General features: G+C 64.5%; 18 protein-coding genes. 3 read left to right on the top strand and 15 right to left on the bottom strand.

The genetic code is table 11. The features are described from left to right. Positions 1-14: 14 nt before the first annotated feature. Positions 15-257, top strand: coding sequence for a hypothetical protein (locus tag I6F37_RS32055; protein ID WP_225128883.1), 243 nt, complete (start codon positions 15-17; stop codon positions 255-257). 137 nt (positions 258-394) lie between these two features. Here the strand turns inward: I6F37_RS32055 and I6F37_RS32050 are convergent, their stop codons facing one another. After that, entirely contained in the window at positions 395-781 is a 387-nt protein-coding gene (locus I6F37_RS32050; RefSeq protein WP_036035076.1) for a nuclear transport factor 2 family protein, read from the bottom strand. A 427-nt stretch (positions 782-1,208) separates the two neighbouring features. Further along, on the bottom strand, positions 1,209-2,129 hold the full coding sequence (locus I6F37_RS32045) for an ABC transporter substrate-binding protein (protein WP_157784001.1): 921 nt from the start codon (positions 2,127-2,129) through the stop codon (positions 1,209-1,211). A 228-nt stretch (positions 2,130-2,357) separates the two neighbouring features. Here I6F37_RS32045 and I6F37_RS32040 point away from each other — a divergent pair, with 228 nt between their 5' ends. Further along, positions 2,358-2,528 (top strand): RNA polymerase sigma factor region1.1 domain-containing protein, encoded by a 171-nt coding sequence (locus I6F37_RS32040; RefSeq protein ID WP_081494519.1) that lies wholly within the window; start codon positions 2,358-2,360, stop codon positions 2,526-2,528. 114 nt (positions 2,529-2,642) lie between these two features. On the opposite strand, the gene I6F37_RS32035 is transcribed toward I6F37_RS32040, so the two are convergent. The 7 genes from I6F37_RS32035 to I6F37_RS32005 form a co-directional block, all read right to left on the bottom strand. Continuing rightward, positions 2,643-4,283 carry an amidase family protein gene (locus I6F37_RS32035; protein ID WP_225153711.1) on the bottom strand — a complete coding sequence of 547 codons (1,641 nt, stop codon included), beginning with the start codon at positions 4,281-4,283 and terminating at the stop codon, positions 2,643-2,645. Between the two features lie 226 nt (positions 4,284-4,509). Then, a complete protein-coding gene (locus I6F37_RS32030; RefSeq protein ID WP_036005484.1) occupies positions 4,510-6,006 on the bottom strand; it encodes an ABC transporter substrate-binding protein in 1,497 nt (498 codons plus the stop codon). 56 nt (positions 6,007-6,062) lie between these two features. Further along, positions 6,063-7,067 (bottom strand): ABC transporter ATP-binding protein, encoded by a 1,005-nt coding sequence (locus I6F37_RS32025; protein ID WP_036005486.1) that lies wholly within the window; start codon positions 7,065-7,067, stop codon positions 6,063-6,065. Further along, the gene (locus tag I6F37_RS32020) at positions 7,064-8,077 is read right to left on the bottom strand and encodes an ABC transporter ATP-binding protein (protein ID WP_036005531.1); all 1,014 of its coding nucleotides are present in this window, start codon (positions 8,075-8,077) and stop codon (positions 7,064-7,066) included. The genes I6F37_RS32025 and I6F37_RS32020 overlap by 4 nt, the downstream gene beginning before the upstream one ends. A gap of 2 nt (positions 8,078-8,079) precedes the next feature. Next, positions 8,080-8,967: an ABC transporter permease gene (locus I6F37_RS32015; protein WP_036005488.1), complete on the bottom strand. Its 888-nt coding sequence runs from the start codon at positions 8,965-8,967 to the stop codon at positions 8,080-8,082. Next, positions 8,964-9,914, bottom strand: coding sequence for an ABC transporter permease (locus I6F37_RS32010; protein WP_036005490.1), 951 nt, complete (start codon positions 9,912-9,914; stop codon positions 8,964-8,966). Before I6F37_RS32010 ends, I6F37_RS32015 begins: the two co-directional genes overlap by 4 nt. 84 nt (positions 9,915-9,998) lie before the next feature. After that, positions 9,999-11,420, bottom strand: a complete 1,422-nt coding sequence (locus I6F37_RS32005; protein ID WP_036005491.1) for an amidase — start codon at positions 11,418-11,420, stop codon at positions 9,999-10,001. Between the two features lie 124 nt (positions 11,421-11,544). Here I6F37_RS32005 and I6F37_RS32000 point away from each other — a divergent pair, with 124 nt between their 5' ends. Further along, complete coding sequence (locus I6F37_RS32000) at positions 11,545-12,432, top strand: LysR family transcriptional regulator (protein WP_036005494.1); 888 nt, start codon at positions 11,545-11,547, stop codon at positions 12,430-12,432. 6 nt (positions 12,433-12,438) lie between these two features. Here I6F37_RS32000 and I6F37_RS31995 read toward each other — a convergent pair whose 3' ends face one another. From I6F37_RS31995 to I6F37_RS31970, 6 genes are read right to left on the bottom strand one after another with little or no spacing between them, the layout of a single operon-like run. After that, positions 12,439-13,374, bottom strand: a complete 936-nt coding sequence (locus tag I6F37_RS31995; RefSeq protein ID WP_036005496.1) for a carbohydrate kinase — start codon at positions 13,372-13,374, stop codon at positions 12,439-12,441. A gap of 5 nt (positions 13,375-13,379) precedes the next feature. After that, the gene (locus I6F37_RS31990; protein ID WP_036005499.1) at positions 13,380-15,026 is read right to left on the bottom strand and encodes an FGGY-family carbohydrate kinase; all 1,647 of its coding nucleotides are present in this window, start codon (positions 15,024-15,026) and stop codon (positions 13,380-13,382) included. A 34-nt stretch (positions 15,027-15,060) separates the two neighbouring features. Next, positions 15,061-15,834: an SDR family NAD(P)-dependent oxidoreductase gene (locus tag I6F37_RS31985; protein ID WP_036005501.1), complete on the bottom strand. Its 774-nt coding sequence runs from the start codon at positions 15,832-15,834 to the stop codon at positions 15,061-15,063. A 31-nt stretch (positions 15,835-15,865) separates the two neighbouring features. After that, the gene (locus I6F37_RS31980; protein ID WP_036005503.1) at positions 15,866-16,873 is read right to left on the bottom strand and encodes an ABC transporter ATP-binding protein; all 1,008 of its coding nucleotides are present in this window, start codon (positions 16,871-16,873) and stop codon (positions 15,866-15,868) included. A 14-nt stretch (positions 16,874-16,887) separates the two neighbouring features. Further along, complete coding sequence (locus I6F37_RS31975; RefSeq protein WP_036005504.1) at positions 16,888-17,718, bottom strand: carbohydrate ABC transporter permease; 831 nt, start codon at positions 17,716-17,718, stop codon at positions 16,888-16,890. Between the two features lies 1 nt (position 17,719). After that, positions 17,720-18,592, bottom strand: a complete 873-nt coding sequence (locus tag I6F37_RS31970; RefSeq protein ID WP_225153709.1) for a carbohydrate ABC transporter permease — start codon at positions 18,590-18,592, stop codon at positions 17,720-17,722. Positions 18,593-18,641 lie beyond the last annotated feature (49 nt).

Here is an 18,641-nt window from a genome sequence, read left to right as displayed (position 1 = left end):
GGAGCACACGGGTCATGGATGAAATCCTGCGTTGGGTGGCGACAGTCGGCACGATCGGGGCCGGGCTGATCCTAGCTGCGCGGGCGCGGCCACTCGTTACCGGCTGGGCCTTCGTCGTACTGAGCGGTGCATCGGTGATCTGGATCGTCGTCGGCTATCTAACAGCGGAATATGCGCTGATGGTGCAAAACGTGGTGGTGACACTTATCAACGTGTTCGGCGTCTACCGATGGCTGATCTGGAAAGGAAATGTATGAAAGCGTTCTGCCTGCGCGCTTTGCCGTCCGCGCGCCAATTGTCGGCACGCAGGTTACTTCCGATTTCCCCCGATGAGCCGACAACAGAGACGCTGCCTGGACCCGCACCTCTGGGCCACATTCGGACATGCGCGTCGTTAGGCTGACGAAGGTCCTTCAACAATCTTCCAATACGAGTCCTTGCGGATCACCTCGTCCGCGCGAAAAGTGTAAAAGTCACATCCTCGGACCTCGATCTTTTTTCCTTCGCCGGTCGTGCCCGTTAGCGTCCATTTTGAAATGCCCGTGTTTGCCATCGTATCCACAAAATGCTCGGCGTCACCGTAGTGAACATCCGGTAAGCCTTCAAAGCGCGTCGCGAGCCCGTCTCGTACGTTGCGTTTGCCCTCGAAGCGGGAGCCCCAAGGCTTGCTTCCCCTCGGCATCTCCAAGACACAATCGTCAGCAAAGAACTCCATGATGGAATCCAAGTCGTGCGCGTTGAACGCTTCACACAGCGCCGTCAATTTCGATCGAATGTCCATCCTTCCCTCCATCGAGTTCCCGGAAGGGATACAATAACACAAGGGCACACAGGTGAGTTGAAGGGCCGATTAGACGTCTGGTCGATGGCGCCTTCGGGTCACAAAGCGCCGGTTTGAACGGCGCCCGCCGCCAATGAATTTAACAAATTGCCGCCGCCGCATGGTTGTCTCCCGGATCAGGAGAACGTTGGTCCCAATTTAAATTATCGCACTGAACGGGGTTCGGGGATAGCGTCGGCGATAGGTGGCTGATGTCTCAAACGGGTCAGTTGCGAAGAACTCAGGTTGAGCAAATCTGGTCCGCTCTGGCTCAACAACCGGACTAACGACCGCCGAGGCGCAACTTCGCCGATGGGCCAATAAGCGAAGAACTCTCAAGGCCTTCCAGAGTTGCTGGAGCAGGCTGTAGTCTCAGTCGCACGCATCCTCACTGGAGACCTTGACCGGAAGAGGGTAGATAGGGAATGCCATACTTCGCGTAAATCTGCGCTGGAATCCGCTGCTCGACCAATTGCGCCAGCGCAGTATCTACCGCTGCAAGCAGCGCATCGTCCGCTCGGCGAAGCCCGACTGAAACACCCCAACGCAGTGCCAGTTCTGGCTCGTATCCGTCGGGTACTCTTACCGCCGTGCTCGGGTGTTCGTGCCGATACCAGCCGATAGTCACCGGGTTCGTAGTGCCCACTTCGATATCGCCCGCCTCGATCGCGGCAATTATGTCCTCCTGAGAGGCGAAGACCGAAACGCGGAAGTCGCGTTTGGCCAGCCACTCGTGCTCAATGGTGCCAACCATGACGCCAATCTTCTGACCGTGCAAATCGTTAAGCCGACGAACGGAAGATCGAGATGAAACCACGAGGACGACACCGCTGTCTGCGTAAGGTCTCGAAAAACGAAGAGGTAGATGGGTTGTCAGCGGTCCGGTAAGTCCCTCCCGATCGTAGCTTACGGCGGAGGCGACGGCGCCCATCGAGACATCGCAATCCGAGTTCTTAAGTTCACCGGCGTTTCTAACCCAGGTTACACCGAGCTCCAATCCCATCTCGTGCGCCAACGCTTCCGCGAGTTCGACTTCGAATCCGGCAAGACCGCCTCTATCGGTGAGGTTCGAATAAGGAAGTGCGGATGGGTTGGCGCAGAGGCGTAGGATACCGGTCTGCCGCACCTCCGCCAGTGATCTGGCGTCCGCACAATTTCTTGTGCCTGCGGCGATAAGCGTCGCGAGTACGGCAATGCCAAGCATCAGACCACAATGCACAATGTGACTCCAGACTCGAAAGTCGCAAGCCGAGGAAAACATTCTAGTCGCGATGTCGTCAGGCAGACAACCCATTACTTGCGTTGCCATGTCACGATCCGTGCCCCGAAACCGCATCTGAGATTCGCATCAGGTGCTAACGGTAGCGTGTGGTGAGCAAAGGTCAGCTCCGGGTCAAAACGCGAAGAACTCAGATCGAGCAAATCTGGTCCGCTCTGGCTCAACGAGCGGACTTGCGACAGCCGAGGCGCAACTTCGCCGATGGGCCACAACCCGACTCTCTCCCATTATAGTAGAGGCTGCTGAAATGGAGAGAGCATGAGCGTGCCCGAAATCAGTCGACGAGCCATCGAAATCGGTCAACGTGACGGTAAGATTACCTTCGATGAGTTGAATGAGCTGTGTGACAGCCGAGTATTGGACCCGAAAGACATCGACCGCATTCTAAGCGCCCTTAGCGAAGCAGGAATTTGGATTGAAGGAGAGTAGGTCTGCAATACGCCCGCCCCAGGGCAGGTCGGTGCGTCCGCTGTATCGGTGGGAACTGACAGTGGATTTGTCAGCGCATGCCACCGCCACCAACAGGCACATGCACAGTGCACTCTAAAGCGCCGGCAAGCCAGGCGGCGGCTTGCGCTTGGCGGAGGCCTGCTCATACGCGTAGGCCAGACGCAGCAGCTTGTGTTCGCTCCAGGCGCGGCCTGCCAAGGTAACGCCGAACGGATAATCGGGCGTGTCCTTGCCGTCGACGCCGGCGACGAAGCCGCACGGCACGAGGACACTGGGATAGCCCGCCCTGGCGGCGATTGCGGCGCCTTCGCTGCCCGGGAACAGCACGGCGTCGAGCTTGTGCTGGTTCATGTAGGCATCCATGCCGCGAGTCCTGGCGCTGAGCAGGTCCATGGCGAGTGCCGCCTTGTACTCGCGTTCGCTCAGGTCGCCCCGGGTGAGGTCGGCTGCGAGGAAGTTGTCCTGGCCGAAGCGGAGCGCCTTGCCCGCATTCGCCTCGTTGAAGGCCACGATGTCGGTCATGGTCTTGAAGGTGGTGTTGGTCGCCCAATCCCTCAGGTAGAGGTTGAGGTCTCGTTTCAACTCGTAGATGAAGACGATCCGCTGCGCGACCGCATTGCCCCTGTTGGCGCTCAGCGGATTGCGGTTGAGCACGGCCATGATCGTACCCGGTCCGCTCATCCAGCCGGCTGTCGGCATGCTAGCACGCACGATCACGGCGCCGAGATCCTCCAGCACCTTGATCGCTTCCGCCACCACCTTCGCTCCTTTGGGGGGCAGCTTGCGGAAGAAGGGATCGTTCAGCGGATCGGCGGGATCGCTGGGCACGCCGATACGCGCCCCCTTCATCGCATCGCGCGTCAGGCCGGCGGTGAAATCGGCCGGCCGCCGCTGCTTTTGCGTCGCCGGATCGAGCGGGTCCTTGGCCGCGAGCACGTTGAGCAGCAGCGCCGCGTCGCGCACGGTCCGCGTCATCGGCCCCGCGGTGTCCTGACTATGTGAGATCGGCACGATGCCGGCACGGCTGATGAGCCCGACCGTCGGCTTCACGGTGACGAGGCCATTCTGGCTAGCGGGAAAGAGCAGCGAGCCCGAAGTCTCCGTGCCGATCGAAGCCGCACACAAGCCTGCCGCCACCGCGACCGCCGAACCCGCGCTTGAGCCGCCCGGGGACACGACGGGCATGCCGTGATCGTCGGCCAGCGCCGGCGCATAGGGATTTTTGACCTGACCGCCCAGCGACGAATAGCCGGAGGGCATGTCGACCGCGAGCATGTTGGAGAACTCGGTCAGATTCGCCTTGCCGAGGATCACCGCGCCGGCCTCGCGCAGCAGTTTGACGAGCGTCGCATCGTCCCGTGCGCGCGCGCCTTCCAGAGCCAGCGAGCCCGCCGTGGTCGGCTGAGCGTCGCCGGTCGCGATGTTGTCCTTTACCAGGATCGGGATGCCGGCCAGCGGCCGCTTGGCCGACGGCTTGACGCCGTCGAGCCTGCCCGCGATCGTGAGCGCGTTGGGATTGAGCGCGCGGACCGCGTTGAGCTGCGGTCCGTTACGGTCGTAGGCTTCGATGCGCGCGAGAAAGGCTTTGACCAGCGCCGTGGCAGTGACATGCCCATCGGCCAGGGCATGAGTGATATCGCTCATCGACGCATGATCGAGCTTCAAGGAGATCGGCGCCTCGGCACTGATGGCCGCCGCGGCAATGCCGGCATCGCGGCGGGATGATTTCTGCACTTCTGCCTCGCCCGACGGCGCATCTCCACCACGAGACGCGAGCATGCCATCATGCCAGTGTTTTGCCCGACGGGTCAACTTCCAGGCGAATCGGCTCGATCGTACAGGCGCGACGTGCAAACCATTGAAACGATTGACCCCCGCTACTGTGCATGGGGTTGTTTTCAGGTTTTTGTTTTGAGTTGTCCTCTCCAATGCGTGGAGAGGACACAGCAACGGACGTCGCCTACTCCCAATACCACGTGGAGAAGTCGTTCTCGTATTGCGGCACGTCCTTCCAGACGCCCTTCAGCTTCTTGTTGGTGATGGTGATGAGCTGCGGCTGGAACAGGTAGGCGGAGACCGCATCGGTCGCCAGCATGCGCTGGGCATCGCCAAGCAGCTTGGCGCGGCCGGCTTCGTCCGGCGTCGAGACGATCTGCTTGTAGAGCGCGTTGAACTTCTCGTTGTTGTAACCGAGGTAGTAGTCCGGCTCGGTGATCTTGACGAGGTCGAACGGCTCGACATGGCTGACGATGGTGAGATCGAAATTGTGCGGACCATTGCCGGCGAACACCTGCGACAGCCACTGCGCCCATTCGACGTTCTCGATCTTGGCGATGATACCGACCTTGGCGAGCTGGGCCGCGGCGATCTCGCCGCCCTGCCGCGCATAGGACGGCGGCGGCAGCTTGAGCGACAATTCGAGCGGCGTGGTGACGCCGGCCTCCGCGAGCAGCTTCTTGGCCTTCTCGGGGTCATAGGGGTTGATGCTGGTGGTGTCGACATAGCCGAGCGCGCCCGGCACGTAGAAGCTGCCGATCGGCGTGCCGAAGCCGTCGACGGCGCCGTCGATCATGGCCTTGCGGTCGATCGCGGCAAGGATGGCGCGGCGGACGCGGACGTCGTCCAGCGGCTTCTTGCGGTGGTTGATGGCGACGATGGTCTTGGCCCGGGAGCCGCCGACCAGCACCGTGAAGCGCGGATCCGCCTTGAACTGTGCCAAGGCGCGCGCCGCGGCGACGCGCGGGAATGCATCGACGTCACCCGACAGCAGCGCCGCCACCTGCGCCGCCGGATCCGAGATGAAGCGAATCGTCACCTTGGACAGCTTGATCGCGGAGGCGTTGCGGTAGTCGGCCCATTTGGTCAGCGTGAGCGAAGAGCCCTTAGCCCAGCCGCCAAGCTGGTACGGTCCGGTCCCGACCGGCTGCGTGACATTGGTGCCCGCGCTCTTCGGTTCGACGATCGAGCCGCCCGCCTGCCCGAGCAGGAACGGCAGGTTCGGCTCGGAATATTTCACGGTGATCACGACGGTGTCGGCATCGGGCGTCTCGACCTTCTCGAAGGCCTGGTACAGGCTCTTGTCCTTGTTGGTGCTGGTCGGCGCCGCGTTGCGCTCGAACGAGAACTTCACCGCAGCGGAATCGAACGCTTCGCCATTGTGGAATTTGACGCCCTTGCGCAGCTTGAACGTATAGGTCTTCAGATCGGGCGAAGCGGTCCAGCTCTCGGCCAGCAGCGGCGAGACCGAGCCGTCCTCGTTGATCTTGGTCAGCGTCTCATAGATGTTGTAGAGCGTGACCTCGGCGATCGCGGCGGCGGCCGCATTGGTCGGGTCGAGCCCCGGCGGCTCCAGCGCCATCGCCATGACGACGCTGTCCTTCTTGCTCTGCGCCAGCACCGGCAAGGGCGCCGCGACGAGCGCAGCGGCAAAGGCGACGATCGATAGTTTCCTGAACATGCGCAAACTCCCCTGCCAATCCTGTTTCCAGCTTAACGCCAATCCTGCCCCGGACACTAACCTTCTACGGCCGCCTGCGGCAACGCCATCACGGCCTCGGCCTTGTGGCACGCGGCAAGGTGCCCCTCGCCCACCTTGCGTAACGCAGGCGGAACCTCGCGGCAATGCTGGTCGGCAAGCGGGCAGCGCGATGCATAGGGGCATCCGGTCGTCACCGCCGAGTGCGAGGCGATCGCCTGGGCCCCGCGGCGGCGCCGGCCACCTCCGGCGCGAGCCCGCGGCACCGCCTCCAGCAGCGCCCGCGTATAGGGATGGGCGCAGCGCTCGAACAAATCCTCTGGCCGCCCCTGCTCGACGATGCGGCCGAGATACATCACCGCGACCTCGTCGCAGAGATAGTCGACCACGGCGAGGTCATGGCTGATCAGGATGTAGCTCAGGCCGAACTGCTCCTGGAGGTCTTGCATCAGGTTCAGCACCTGGGCCTGCACGGAGACGTCGAGCGCCGAGACCGGCTCGTCGGCAACGATCAGCTTCGGCTGGGTGATCAGCGCACGCGCAATCGCGATGCGCTGGCGCTGGCCGCCGGAGAATTCGTGCGGATATTTTTCCATGTCCGCATCGCGCAAGCCGACCTGGCGCAGCACCGCGGCGACGCGGTCGCGGAACGTGGTGCGGTCGGCACCTTCCAGCACGGTCAGCGGCTCGGCGACGATCCGCGCGATGGTCTGCCGCGGATCGAGCGAGCCATAGGGATCCTGGAACACCATCTGGAAATCGCGCCGGGCGCGACGCAGCTCGTCGGCCGGCAAGCGGTTGAGATCGCGCCCGAGCAGCGCAACGTGACCTGCCGTCGGCCGCTCCAGCGCCATCACGACGCGCGCGAAGGTGGACTTGCCGGAGCCGGACTCGCCGACGATGCCGAGGCTCTTGCCGGCCCGGACCTGCACACTGACGCCGTTGAGCGCGCGCACCTGCCCCGGCGGACGGAACAGGCTCTCGCGCGGCAGCGTGTAGCGCTGCTCGAGATCCCTGACGTCGAGAAGCGGCGCGGTGCTCATGCGGTCAGCGCTCCGACGCGTTCGGCCATCGACACGTCCGTTCTTATGCAACGCGCAAAATGGCCGGGGCCGACATCCACCATCGGCGGCAACGCGGCGCGGCACTGGTCGATCACGAGTGGACAGCGATCGGAGAAGGTGCAGCCGGACGGCAGATCGGCGAGCTCCGGCACCGTGCCGGAGATCGTCCTCAGCCGCGTCCCCTTGCGCGCGCCGAGCTTGGGCCGTGCACGGAACAGGCCCTGCGTGTAGGGATGGCCCATGCGACGGAACACCTCGTCGGTCGGGCCGCTCTCGACGACGGTGCCGCCATACATCACCATCATGCGCTGGACGTTCTCGGCAATGACGCCGAGATCGTGCGAGATCAGGATCATCGACATGCCGCGCTCCTCGACGAGGTCGGCGATGAGGTCGAGGATCTGGCCCTGGATGGTGACGTCGAGCGCGGTGGTCGGCTCGTCCGCGATCAACAGGTCCGGCTCGCAGGCAAGCGCCATCGCGATGGTGATGCGCTGACGCTGCCCGCCGGAGAACTGGTGCGGATAGGCATCGACACGACGTGCGGGGTCGGGCAGCCCGACGCGGTCGAGCAAAGCGATTGCTTCCCGACGTGCCTGCGCCGCCGAATAACTCTTGTGACGGCGCAGCGGCTCGGCGACCTGGTTGCCGATCGTGTGCATCGGATTGAGCGCAGTCATCGGCTCCTGGAAGATCATGCTGATGCGGTTGCCGCGCAGGCGGCAATAGTCAGAATCCGCAAGTCCGACGAGTTCATCTTCGTCCAGCTTGACGCTGCCGGTCACGACGGCACTGTCCGGCAGCAACCCCATCAACGACAACGCCGTGACCGACTTGCCGCAGCCGGACTCGCCCACGAGCCCGAGCGTCTCGCCGCGCTTCAGCGCAAAGCTGACACCGCGCACGGCCTGCGCTGGCCCGCGGCTGGTGTTGAGGCGAACGCCGAGATTGTCGACCACGATTAGCGGCATGTTGGAGCACTCGGCCATCGTCATCGCTCCCGCGCCAGCCGGGGATCGAGCAGGTCGCGCAATCCGTCACCGAGCAGGTTGAGGCCGAGCACCGAGATTGCGATCGCAACGCCCGGATAGACCGCGAGCATCGGCGACTGGAACAGCAACGTCTGCGCATCGTTCAGCATCCGTCCCCAGGACGGCTGCGGCGGCTGAGTGCCGAGGCCGAGATAGGACAGCGCGGCCTCGGCGAGAATGGCGAGCGCGAACTGGATGGTGACCTGCACGATCAGGATCGACAGGATGTTCGGCAGCACATGCTCGATGGTGATGCGGAAGCGCCCCTTGCCCGCCGCCCGTGCCGCCAGCACGAATTCACGCGCCCAGATCGCATTGGCCGAGCCGCGCGTCAGCCGGGTCAAGGTCGGGATCTGGAAGATGCCGATCGCGACGATCGAGGTCACCATGCCCGGCCCCACGACGGCGGCGAGCATGATCGCGGACAGCACGGCCGGAAAGGCGAAGGTGAAATCGGAAAAGCGCATGATGATCTCCTCCGTCCAGCCGCGCCGGGCCGAGGCGATCAGACCCAGAGTGACGCCGAAGGTGAGACCGATGCTGACGGCGATGACACCGACCATGATGGTGGATCGGGCGCCCGCAAGCAGCAGCGAGACGATGTCGCGGCCGAAGGAATCGGTGCCGAGCCAATGCGCCGCCGAGGGCGGGCGGAGCTTTGCGGCGATGTCGATTTCGTAAGGCGACCACGGCGTCCATACCAGCGACAACAGTGCCGAAGCCAGCACCAGAAGGCTCAGCGTGCCACCGAGGACGAAGCTGCGGTGGCGCAGCGCGCGGCGCCAGAACGTGCGCGCCGGCAGCGGACGCGTTGCGACGGGCGCGTCGATGGTGATGGGCGCGCTCACAGGTCGTGCACCTTGATGCGGGGATCGATGAAGGCATAGAGCACATCGACCACGAAATTGACGATCACCACCATCGCGGCGAGCAACATCACGCAATTGCGCACCACGATCAGGTCGCGGTTGGCGATCGACTGGAAGATCAGGCGGCCGAGGCCCGGCAGGTAGAACACGTTCTCGATCACGATGGTGCCGGCGAGCAGATTGGCGAATTGCAGGCCCATCACGGTCATCACGGGGATCATGGCATTCCGCAGCACGTGGCTCCACAGCACCTCGCGCTTGCCGAGGCCCTTTGCGCGGGCGGTGCGGACGAAATCCTCGCGCAGCACTTCGAGCACGGCCGAACGCGTGACGCGCGCGAGGATCGCGGCCTGCACCACCGCGAGCGAGATCGCGGGCAACAGCAGCGACCTGATCCCCGGCCAGATGCCGTCCTCCCAGCCGGCAAAGCCACCGGCCGAAAGCCATTGCAGCCGCACCGAGAACAGCAGCACCAGGAGAATCGCGAACCAGAAATTCGGCAGCGCGATGCCCACTTGGGTCAACGACATCACGCCGACATCGCCGAGCTTGTTGTGGTTGGCGGCGGTGTAGATACCGGCCGAGAGCGCCAGCGTCACCGTGATCGTCATGGCCATGATCGCGAGCGGAATGGTCAGCACCAGCCGCTCGGCGATCAGGCTGCCGACCGGGGTGCCGTAGACGTAGGAATTGCCGAGATCGCCGACGAGGAGGCCCTTGATCCACTGCAAATAGCGAACCGCCAGCGGCTGGTCGAGCCCGAGCTTGACGGTGAGCGCGCGCACCGCGTCGGGCGAAGCATCGGCGCCCATTAGCATCTGCGCTGCGTTGCCGGGCAGCGCGTCCAGCACCAGGAAGATGATCAGCGATGCGCCGACCAGCGTCGCCAGCAGAGTCAACAGACGTCGGAGGACAAAGACGCTCATGCGCGCTCGGCTTCAGGGCTCACCCAGGCCACGATCAACATGTCCGGACGCCTTAAGCAAGCTCTTTGCTGCATCTCCATCTCCTCAAGACGGCCAGCGGGACAGAAGGTCGCTTGACGCCTCGAACAGAGCGCTCACGCGCAGCAATTCCGCGTCGGCCCGGAAACGGCCGACCAGTTGGAGCCCGATCGGCAGCCCGTCGCGGGCAAAGCCCGAGGGAAGGCTGATCGCGGGGTGACCGGTCATGTTGAACGGCATTGTCCAGGGGAACCAATGCGGCCGGACGCTGTCGTAATGCCTGCCGTCGATCTCGATATTGCCGAACAGGTCCTGCTTGATCGGCAGCGCGGTGCGCGTCAGCGTCGGCATCGCCAGCAGGTGACCGCGCGCAAGCAGCGATTGCACGCGGCGGAACAACGCGGTGCGCGCGAACATCGCCTCCTGATAGTCGATGCCGCTGACTTCGCTGGCGAGCGCGAGCTGCTTGAGGAAGGCCTCGCTCAGTTCGTCCCGATGCTCGGCCGCAAGCTTGGCAAAGCGCGTGCGCCAGACGGTGTGGTTGATGGCGCGCCAGATCGGCTCGATGTCGAACCCCTCGGCGGAGAATTCCTCGAGCTCGGCCCCTAACCCGGCCAGCCGGTCGAGGCTCACCTTGAAATTGGCGGCGACTTCGGCCGATACCGGACGGCCCGGCGGCGTCAGGCAGTATAGGATCCTCAGCCCGCGCAAATCACCATGCGGGGCGGCGGTGCCGATGAAGTCGGGCACGGGCACGGCGATCGACCAGGGATCGATAGGATCTTCGCCCGCCATCGCCTGCATCATCAGCGCGGTGTCCGCGACGGTGCGGGTGGTCGGCGTGACATAGGTCTGGTTGCCGAACACGTCGAGCGCCTGGCTGTGCGGGATCACGCCGTTGCTCTGCTTCAGGCCCACTACGCCGTTGCAGGCGGCCGGAATTCGCGTCGAGCCGCCGCCGTCGGTCGCAATGGCGAGCGGCGCGATGCCGCTCGCCACAGCGACCGCCGCACCGCCGCTCGAGCCGCCGGAGGATCGGCAGGCGTCCCACGCATTGCGGGTCCGGCCGAACAAGGGTGAATCGGTGAGGCACTTGCTGCCGAACTCCGGCGTCGTGGTCTTGCCGATCAGGATCGCGCCTTCGCTGCGCAACCGCGCGACGGCGACGGCATCCTCGGCCGGCACATTATCCTTGTAGGGAACGGCGCCGAAGGTGGTCTTGACCCCCTTGGTATTGACGATGTCCTTGACGGTTACGGGGATGCCGTGCAGCAGGCCGAGCGGTTCGCCCGCCATCACCTTGCGCTCGGCTTCGCGCGCCGCTGCGATCGCCTCGTCGCCGCACAACGTGATGAAGCAGTTCAATTCGGGCTGGAGGGCCTCGGCGCGGGCAAGCACAGCGCGGGTGAGCTCGACTGGCGAAATCCGCTTTGCCGCGACGAGACCGCGCAGCTCGGTCGCGGACAACAGACAGGGATCGCCGTTCATCGTCACATCACGCTCCGAAGCGGGCCGCCATTGGCCCGAAGACATTGACAGCGAGAATGACAGTTTTGTTAACTCGCCGTCCAATACGATTTTTATCGCCAACCCATACGCTCTCGGTATGCCAATGGATCTTCGCCGGCTCCGCTATTTTGTCGCCGTCGCCGAGGCGCGCAGCATCGGCAAGGCGGCCGAGCAGCTCCGGATGGCGCAGCCGCCGCTCTCGGTCCAGATCCGCAAGCTCGAGGCCGAGATCGGCGCGCCGCTGTTCCGCCGCGGCACCCGTGGCATGGATCTGACCGAGGCCGGCCAGGCATTGCTGGCGCGCGCCAGCGAAGCGCTGGCGTTGGCAGCCGACGGCGCCGAAGCCGCACGCGCGGTTGCTTCGGGACGGCGCGGCCGGCTGTCAGTCGGTTACATGTTCGTGCTGGCGAATGCGATGTTGCCGCGACTCATCCCCGAACTGCGCCGCGCAGTTCCCGGCGTCGATCTCAGCTTCGTTGAGCTGAGCGCCTCAACGCGCGAGGCCCGCGTGCTCGACCGCAGCGTCACAGTCGCGCTGTGTATGCCCGCAATCAATCATCCCGAGATACAGGTGGCAAAGATCGGTGCACAGCCTTTCATGCTGGCCATGCCGATCCGCTCGCCACTCGCCCGCTTGAGCTCGGTGCCGATGGCCCGGCTGCAGGGCCGCCCGCTGATCGCACTCCCGCATCCGGACCATGGGCCCGCCTCCTCCGCGGTCGTCCCTTTATTGCGTCGGCACCAGGTGGTGATGCCGATCGCCAGCCGGGTGGAGACGGTGCATTCGGCGATGAGCCTGGTCCTGGCCGGCGAAGGTCTCGCCATCCTGCCGGCCTGCGCACAGCTCGGCGCGCCACGCGGAGTCGTGTTCAGACCCCTGCGTGACGTCACTGACTCCCTCGACATCGCAGTCTGTTGGCGGCGGGACTCCCACAGTCCGTTGATCGGAACCTTCCTCAAATGTGCCGAGAAGGCCGTCGCGCGGATGTGACGTGGGCTACCAGTCCCAATTGATCTCGTGGCTCCAAGGCGGATCGGCGCCCGGACGGGTGCAGGTCAGGCCGGCACAATTGGCGGCGAAGGAAAGCGCACGGCGGAGCTCGTCCGCGCCGATGTCCTTCAATCTCGGCCGGGCGATGCGATCCTGCTTGTAAAGTGCCAACAGCAGCGCCGCCTGAAAGCTGTCGCCGGCGCCAATAGTGTCCGCCACCTCGACCTTCGGTGCTTGCACTTCGATCTGCCCTGCTTGCGCATGCCAGGCTATGGCACCGTTGTTGCCGCGGGTGATGACGACGAGGCTCGTCCCCTGCCCCAGCAATGTGCTCGCGCGCTGCTGATACGGCTCCTCGCCGAAGAGATAGGCGAAATCGACGTCCGACATCTTGATGAGATCGGCGCTTCCGGCGAACTCGGCCATTCGGCCGAGATAGGTTGGCTTGTCCTTGACGAGGTTCGGTCGGCAGTTCGGATCGAAGGAGATCGTGGACGACGCCCGCGCGTCTGCGATCAGCGCCTTGGTCTCGGCCGCACCCTGGTCGTTGACCAGCGTGGTCGAGCCGACATGGACGGCCTCGACAGTATCGAACGGAATGGACCCATGCCGGTAAGTCCAGTTCCGCGTCGCGGTCTCGGCATCGTAGAAGGCGTAGTGCGACTCGCCCTCGACAATGCGGACAAAGGCGAGCGTGGTCTGGTGGTCGCTGCGGGTGGCGAGATCGAGTGCAACCTTCGATGCGGAGGCATGATCGGCGATCATGCGCCCGAACAGGTCGGTCGAGATGCCGCCGACGAAACCAGTCGGCGCGCCCAGCCGCGCCATGCCGATCGCGACGTTGAGGCAGGAGCCGCCGACCGCGGGCATCACCGCTTCGCGCCCTTCGACGTTTCGCGTCGGCACGAAATCGATCAGCGCGTCGCCGCAGGCAATCAGCATGTCCTTCAACCTCTCGCGACGCTGCGCATCGCGGCACGGCTGCCGCGATCGAGCTCGCGCAGCAGCTTGTAGACCTCGCGCTTGCGGGCGTGAAACGCGGCCATATCAGGCGCGGTCGGCTCGCTCTTGCGTCCCAGCGCCGACATCTTGGCCATGGTCTCACCGATCGAGGCATAGGCGCCACCGGCGACCGCCCCTAACATCGCGGCGCCCAGCAGCACCGGCTCCTTCGTCTGCGGCAACGCGACCGTGAGACCGGTGGTATCCGCCATGATCTGCCGCACCAAAGGACTGCGGCTGGCACCGCCACCCATGATCATGATGCTGGAGCGGACCCCATGCGCGGCAAAAGCCTCGATGACCTCCGCAAGCCCGTAGGCAAGACCGCAGAGGCCGGCGACGAACAGCCGTTCCATCGCGGCGATGTCGGTGTCGAGATCAAGGCCCGCGATCACCGCGCGCGTGTCGGGATCGGCATAGGGCGAGCGGTTGCCAATGAATTCCGGCAGCACGTGGACGTCGCGCGCCAGCAGCGCGGCGCGGCTGGCACCGCCGGCGCGCGCGATGATGCGGCGCTCGAGGAAATCGATGAGATCGAGGCCTTCGCTGCGTGCCGCCGCGCTCGCCTCGCCATGGCCGGGATGCGACTTGAGGAGATGATCGATCGCAGCGCCCGCGGCGGACTGCCCGCCTTCATTGAGCCAGAACTCCGGCACCATGCCGGAATAATAGGGACCCCACACGCCCGGCACGAAGCACGGCTCCTTCGTCGTCGCCATGATGCAGGCCGACGTTCCCATGATGTAGGCGAGACGATCGCCGACATCGCTCGGGCCGCCTGCCCCGTCACGGCCGCCGATCGCACCGATGCCGCCGGCATGGGCGTCGATCAGGGAGGCGCCGACCGGGGTGCCGGGAGGAAGGCCGAGCTCGACTGCTGCTGCCGGCGTGAGCCCGACGCCGAGGCGCGTACCGGGCGCAACGATTTCGGTGCCGATGCGCGCGTATTTTTCGGCGACGAAGTCGGACAGGCCGATGCGCTTGAAGAACGGCGCGCTCCAGCCGCCGCCGTCATGGGCGAGATAGTTCCACTTGCAGGTGACGGTGCAGGTCGAGCGCTGCAGCGCGCCGGTCGCCCGCCAGGTCAGATAATCGGCCAGGTCGAAGAAGTGACCGGCGGCATCGAAACTCGCGCGCAGATGCCGCTTCAGCCAGAGCAGCTTCGGCATCTCCATCTCCGGCGAGATCGAGCCGCCGACATAACGCAGCACGGCATCCTCGGTCTCGTTGATCAGCCGCGCTTCGGCCGTGGCGCGATGGTCCATCCAGACGATGACGTTGCGTTGCGCCTCGCCGGAGGTGCTGACGGTGAGCGGCTCGCCTTGCGGATCGAGCACCACGAGGGAACAGGTGGCGTCGAAACCGATGCCGCCGATGCTGCCCGGCGCAATCGCTGCTTCCGCCATCGCCGCGCGCACCGATTTGGCGCAGGCCTGCCAGATGTCCTCCGACGACTGCTCGACGATGTCGCCGGCCTCGTGCCAGATCCTGATCGGATGCCGGGCCGTCGCGAGCAGCGTGCCGGCCTCGTCAAACACCCCTGCCCGCGTGCTCGTGGTCCCCACGTCGACGCCGATATACGCTCGCGGCATGGTCTCTCCCGGTCCGTCCGTTTTGACGGTGAGCCTACCAGCAAGTGTAGCCGCCATCCACCAGCACGATGCTGCCAGTCATCAGGCTCGCGGCCTCGGACGAGAGGAACAGCACGACGGAGGCGATCTCCTCGACCTGCCCCATGCGCGCCATCGGAGTTCCCCCGATCCAGGCGTCATACATTTTCGGATTGCTCTTCACGAAGGCGTTGAGCGGCGTCTCGATATAGGTCGGCGCCACCGCGTTGACGCGGATGCCGCGCGCGCCCCATTCGGCGGCCAGCGACTTGGTCAGATGGTGCACGGCGGCCTTGGAGGCGTTGTAGAAGCACTGCTCCTGCGGCTTGTTGACGATGAAGCCGCTCATCGAGCCGACATTGACGATGGCGCCGCTTCCAGCCTTCAACATGTGCTTGCCGAACTCGCGGCAGCACCAGAAGGTGCCGTTGAGATTGACGTCGATGACGTTGAGCCAGTGCTCGTCGGTAACGGTCTCGGCCGGCGTCTCGCTCCGCGCGATGCCGGCATTGTTGACGAGAATGTCGACCTTGCCATGGCGGGCGACGAGATCATTTGCCACCTCCGCCACGCGTGTGGTGTTGGTGACGTCCATGATTGCGGTCTCGATGTCGTAGCCCTTCGCCCTCAGGCTGGCTTTGGCGCCGTCGGCGACCATGCCGTCGCGGTCGCCGATGATGACCTTCGCGCCGGCCTCGGCCAGCGCCTCCGCGCAGGCGAGGCCGATGCCCTGGCCGCCGCCGGTGATGAACGCGGTCTTGCCGCTCAGCCTGAATTTTTCCAAATACATGGTCGTCTTTCCGTCTTCTTGCCGTTTCTTGTCAGCCCCGAAGAGCGTTGCCGCTCTCGTCGAAGCGGTGAATGCGTGCAGGGTCGGGCATCAGCGACACCCGGTCGCCGGCATGCAGGCTCAATTCGCCGATGTAGCGCGCCGTCAGCATGCCGAGCGCACCGGCGTCGACGTAGAGGAAGGTGTCACTGCCGAGATGCTCGGCCACCGCAATGGTGCCCTGCCAGCCGCCACCGCCGTCGCGCTCGATCTTCAGATGCTCCGGCCGGACGCCGATCGTCGCTGCCCCCTTCTGCAAAGCGGGCTCGCCGGTGACGAAATTCATCTTGGGCGAGCCGATGAAGCCGGCGACGAAGAGATTGGCGGGTCGCTCGTAAAGTTCCAGCGGCGAGCCATATTGCTCGATCTTGCCGCCGTTGAGCACGACGATCTTGTCGGCCATGGTCATGGCCTCGACCTGGTCGTGGGTGACGTAGATCGCGGTGGTGCCGAGCTGCTTCTGAAGTCGCGTCACCTCGATGCGCATCTGCACGCGCAACGCGGCGTCGAGGTTGGAGAGCGGCTCGTCGAACAGGAATGCCTTGGGCTCGCGGACGATGGCGCGGCCGATCGCGACGCGCTGGCGCTGGCCGCCGGAGAGCTCGCGCGGCTTGCGGTCGAGGTAGGGCGTGAGATTCAGCGTCGCTGCGGCCGCCTCGACCTTGCGGTTGATCTCGTCCTTCGGCAGTCCCGCCATCTTGAGGCCGAAGCCGATATTGCCGCGCACGCTCATATGCGGATAGAGCGCGTAGGACTGGAACACCATCGACAGCCCGCGCTTGGCAGGCGGCGTATCGACGACGTTCTTGCCGTCGATCAGGATCTTGCCGCCGCTGACGTCCTCGAGCCCCGCGATCAGCCGCAACAGCGTGGTCTTGCCGCAGCCGGAGGGACCGACGAACACCACGAAGGAGCCATCGGCGATCTCGAGGTCGGCGCCCTTGATGATGTGCACGGGGCCGAAGGATTTCTGCACGCCCTGAAGTGTGATCTGACCCATGATCCGGCAGCCCCCTATTTCACCGCGCCAAAGGTGAGCCCGCGCACGAGCTGCTTCTGGCTGAACCAACCCAGGACGAGAATGGGCGCGATCGCCAGCGTGGACGCCGCCGACAGTTTTGCCCAGAACAGCCCTTCGGGGCTCGAATAGGAGGCGATGAACGTGGTGAGCGGCGCAGCGCTCGAGGTGGACAGGTTCAGCGTCCAGAACGCCTCGTTCCAGGCCAGGATCAGATTGAGCAACAGCGTGGACGCCAGTCCCGGGATCGCCATCGGCGTCAGCACATAGACCAGCTCGCGGCCGATCGTGGCGCCGTCCATGCGCGCGGCCTCTAAGATGTCGCGCGGGATCTCCTTGAAATATGTGAAGAGCATCCAGATGACGATCGGCAGATTCCCGAGGCAGAGGATGAAGACGAGGCCGATGCGGGAATCGAGCAGCCCGAGGCTCTTGTAGATCAGGTAGATCGGCACCAACACGCCGACCGGCGGCATCATCTTGGTCGAGAGCATCCAGAGCAGGATGTCCTTGGTGCGCTTGGTCGGCGAGAACGCCATCGACCAGGCCGCCGGAATGGCGATCAGCAGCGCAATGAGCGTCGAGCCGCCGGCGATGATGATCGAGTTCATCGCGTGGTGCAGATAATCGCTGCGTTCCTGCACGGTCGCGTAGTTTTCGGTGGTCCAGTGGAAGAACAGGAAGGATGGCGGGATCGCGAAAGCCTCGAGCTCGGTCTTGAAGCTCGCCAGCCCCATCCACAGGATCGGAAAGAAGATCAGGAAGCCGAACAGCCAGGCCGCCGCCGTCGATATCATCACCCGCCGCGTCGTCGCCATCCGTGCCATGTCAGGCCTCCAGGTTGCGGCCGACGATGCGGACCAGGAAGAAGGCGACGATGTTGGCGATGACCACCGCGACGAGCCCGCCCGCCGAGGCGCTGCCGACGTCGAACTGGATCAGCGCCTGCGAATAGATCAGGAAGGCGATGTTGGTGGTTTGCAGGCCCGGCCCGCCGCCGGTGGTGACGAAGATCTCGGCGAACACCGTGAGCAGGAAGATGGTCTCGATCAGGATCACCACCGTGATGGGACGCGCGAGGTGCGGCAGCGTGATGTAGATGAAGGTCGAAACGGCGCTGGCGCCGTCCATCTCGGCGGCTTCCTTCTGCTCTTCGTCGAGCGATTGCAGCGCGGTGAGCAGGATCAGGGTCGCGAACGGCAGCCATTGCCAGGTCACGATCAAAATCACCGCAAACAGCGGCACGTCGTTGAACCAATCGATCGGCGTCAGGCCGAACAGCGAGGCGAGCCAGGCGAACAATCCCGACACCGGATGCATCAACAGGTTCTTCCAGACCAGCGCGCTCACCGTCGGCATCACGAAGAACGGGGCGATCACCATCAACCGCACGATATTGCGGCCGATCGCGGGTTGGTCCATCAGCAGCGCCAGGGGAATGCCGAGCAGGATGGTCAGCGCCAGCACCGAGCCGACCAGCACCAGCGTGTTCTGAAGCGAGGCGAGGAAGGCAGGATCGGTGAGGAAGTAGCGGAAGTTTTCAAGGCCGACGAACGATTCCGAGCCGGGATCGAGCAGGCTGTAATGCAGCGTCGAGAAGTAGATCGTCAGCGCCAGCGGGACGATCATCCAGATGAACAGCAGTCCGACGGCCGGGGTCAGGAGCGACCGCGCAAGAAGCTGCGTCTGCCGGGTTGCCATTCTTGGCGCTCCGCTCGGAGGAAGAAGGGCGGCCATCCAGCAAGGATGG

The sequence above is a fragment of the Bradyrhizobium sp. NBAIM08 genome (genome assembly GCF_020193935.1).
Taxonomy (GTDB): Bacteria; Pseudomonadota; Alphaproteobacteria; order Rhizobiales; family Xanthobacteraceae; genus Bradyrhizobium; species Bradyrhizobium yuanmingense.
The sequence above is the reverse complement of the archived record's forward strand: the minus strand, read 5'-3'. Positions and strand labels throughout refer to the sequence as shown.

Bases quoted from the DNA above. Each gene is read 5' to 3' on its own strand.
- I6F37_RS32055 (WP_225128883.1), top strand. From the start codon at position 15: ATGGATGAAATCCTGCGTTGGGTGGCGACAGTCGGCACGATCGGGGCC.
- I6F37_RS32050 (WP_036035076.1), bottom strand. From the start codon at position 781: ATGGACATTCGATCGAAATTGACGGCGCTGTGTGAAGCGTTCAACGCG.
- I6F37_RS32045 (WP_157784001.1), bottom strand. From the start codon at position 2,129: ATGGCAACGCAAGTAATGGGTTGTCTGCCTGACGACATCGCGACTAGA.
- I6F37_RS32040 (WP_081494519.1), top strand. From the start codon at position 2,358: ATGAGCGTGCCCGAAATCAGTCGACGAGCCATCGAAATCGGTCAACGT.
- I6F37_RS32030 (WP_036005484.1), bottom strand. From the start codon at position 6,006: ATGTTCAGGAAACTATCGATCGTCGCCTTTGCCGCTGCGCTCGTCGCG.
- I6F37_RS32025 (WP_036005486.1), bottom strand. From the start codon at position 7,067: ATGAGCACCGCGCCGCTTCTCGACGTCAGGGATCTCGAGCAGCGCTAC.
- I6F37_RS32020 (WP_036005531.1), bottom strand. From the start codon at position 8,077: ATGGCCGAGTGCTCCAACATGCCGCTAATCGTGGTCGACAATCTCGGC.
- I6F37_RS32010 (WP_036005490.1), bottom strand. From the start codon at position 9,914: ATGAGCGTCTTTGTCCTCCGACGTCTGTTGACTCTGCTGGCGACGCTG.
- I6F37_RS32005 (WP_036005491.1), bottom strand. From the start codon at position 11,420: ATGAACGGCGATCCCTGTCTGTTGTCCGCGACCGAGCTGCGCGGTCTC.
- I6F37_RS32000 (WP_036005494.1), top strand. From the start codon at position 11,545: ATGGATCTTCGCCGGCTCCGCTATTTTGTCGCCGTCGCCGAGGCGCGC.
- I6F37_RS31995 (WP_036005496.1), bottom strand. From the start codon at position 13,374: ATGCTGATTGCCTGCGGCGACGCGCTGATCGATTTCGTGCCGACGCGA.
- I6F37_RS31990 (WP_036005499.1), bottom strand. From the start codon at position 15,026: ATGCCGCGAGCGTATATCGGCGTCGACGTGGGGACCACGAGCACGCGG.
- I6F37_RS31985 (WP_036005501.1), bottom strand. From the start codon at position 15,834: ATGTATTTGGAAAAATTCAGGCTGAGCGGCAAGACCGCGTTCATCACC.
- I6F37_RS31980 (WP_036005503.1), bottom strand. From the start codon at position 16,873: ATGGGTCAGATCACACTTCAGGGCGTGCAGAAATCCTTCGGCCCCGTG.
- I6F37_RS31975 (WP_036005504.1), bottom strand. From the start codon at position 17,718: ATGGCACGGATGGCGACGACGCGGCGGGTGATGATATCGACGGCGGCG.
- I6F37_RS31970 (WP_225153709.1), bottom strand. From the start codon at position 18,592: ATGGCAACCCGGCAGACGCAGCTTCTTGCGCGGTCGCTCCTGACCCCG.